The sequence below is a fragment of the Pseudoalteromonas sp. Z1A6 genome (assembly GCF_011378745.1).
GTDB lineage: Bacteria > Pseudomonadota > Gammaproteobacteria > Enterobacterales > Alteromonadaceae > Pseudoalteromonas > Pseudoalteromonas arctica.
Genome location: NZ_WTKW01000528.1, coordinates 1 through 1,936, shown reverse-complemented (window position 1 = coordinate 1,936; position 1,936 = coordinate 1). Strand labels below are relative to the sequence as shown.

The following is a 1,936-nucleotide window of genomic DNA, read 5'->3' as shown; positions in this document are numbered from 1 at the left end:
CACAAAAAATAAATATAAAACACCCTAATGGGTTTCTAACAACAAAAGGGAAAACAATGCGTAAACTTACTTTTATTGCGGCCGCAGTAAGCGTTGCACTACTTGCTGGTTGCCAGCAAACAACACAACAAGCGACTTCAGCTCCTATTGCACAAGCAGTTCAATCACAACAAAGTGAAATAGACAAAGCCAATGCATTTTTTGAAGATACATTTAACCGCGACGTAATGAGCAGTCCTGTATATCAAACATACATGGGTATTAAGCAAGATTACGATAAGTGGGATGATGGCAGCGAAGAAAGACAGCTTAAAGATTTAGCGCAAACAAAAGCTGACCTAGTTGCACTAAAAGCAATCAGCCGTGATTTATTAGATGATGCAACAAAAGTTAGCTACGACTTAAAAAAACAAGATCTTGAAAGCTCAATTGCTGACTTTAAATGGCGTTACCATAACTACCCTGTGAACCAAATGTTTGGTACGCATTCTATGATCCCTGCGTTTTTAATTAATCAGCACTCAATTAGCAATGTAAAAGAAGCTAAAGACTACATTTCACGTTTAAATGGTGTAACTGGTGTTATTGATCAGCTTATCGTTGATTTAACTGTACGTGCAGAAAAAGGCATCATAGCCCCTAAATTTGTATTCCCGCATGTTATTGATTCAAGCAAAAACATTATTCACGGTGCACCGTTTGAAAAAGGCGATGATTCTACATTGCTTGCTGACTTTAAACGTAAAGTAACAGCGCTTGAAATTAGCCAAGACGAAAAAGACTCGTTAATCAGCGATGCATCAGATGCATTAAAATCAGCTGTTAAACCATCTTACTCTAAGTTAATTAATTACCTTGCACAGCTTGAAAAACGCGCAGATGATCGCGATGGCGCATGGAAATTACCTGATGGCGAAGCGTTTTATAACAACGCACTTAAGCGCACAACTACAACAGATTTAACTGCTAAAGAAATCCATGCAATTGGCCTATCTGAAGTGGCACGTATTCATGATGAAATGCGTGAAATTAAAGACAAAGTTGGCTTTAAAGGCGACTTAAAAGCGTTTATGCAGTTTATGAAAACTGACAAGCAATTTTACTACCCTAATGATGCACAAGGTAAACAACGCTACCTTGATGAAGCCACTGGGCTTATTGATACAATGAAAACGCGTTTAGATGAGTTATTCATTGTTAAACCAAAAGCAGGTTTAAAAGTAAAAGCGGTTGAAGCATTCCGTGAAAAAGCAGCAGGTAAAGCATTTTACCAACAGCCAGCTCCAGATGGGTCACGCCCAGGTGTTTACTACGCTAACCTTTACGATATGGAAGCAATGCCAACGTATCAAATGGAAGCGCTGGCATACCACGAAGGTATTCCGGGACACCACATGCAAATAGCTATTTCGCAAGAACTAGAAGGTATTCCTAAGTTCCGTAAGTTTGGTGGCTACACAGCGTATATTGAAGGCTGGGGTTTATACTCAGAGTTCATTCCTAAAGAAATGGGCATGTACTCAGACCCTTACTCAGATTTTGGTCGTCTTTCAATGGAATTATGGCGCGCATGTCGCTTAGTTGTTGATACGGGGATTCACGCAATGAAGTGGACTCGCCAAGAAGGTATTGATTACTACGTAAATAACACGCCTAATGCAACATCTGACGGTGTTAAAATGGTTGAGCGTCACATTGTAATGCCTTCACAAGCAACAGCTTATAAAGTGGGTATGCTTAAGATTTTAGAGCTTCGTGAAGAAGCTAAAAAGCAACTTGGTGATAAATTTGATATTCGCCAGTTCCACGACGTAGTGCTTAAAAATGGTCCTGTACCACTTAATGTACTAGAAAACTTTGTTAATGAATGGGTAGCAAGCAAAAAGGCTTAAAACCAATTTAAACAATTGCTTTAAATATGAAAAGGTCGCATTTG

Annotated in this window: 1 protein-coding gene; it reads left to right on the top strand. The window is 39.1% G+C overall.

Annotated elements, in window-relative coordinates:
• Positions 1-56: 56 nt before the first annotated feature.
• A complete protein-coding gene (locus GQR46_RS19165; protein WP_165735494.1) occupies positions 57-1,892 on the top strand; it encodes a DUF885 domain-containing protein in 1,836 nt (611 codons plus the stop codon).
• The last annotated feature ends 44 nt before the right edge of the window (positions 1,893-1,936 follow it).

What these genes read in the sequence shown, in the direction of transcription:
- GQR46_RS19165 (WP_165735494.1), top strand. Translation starts at nt 57, where the DNA reads ATGCGTAAACTTACTTTTATTGCGGCCGCAGTAAGCGTTGCACTACTT.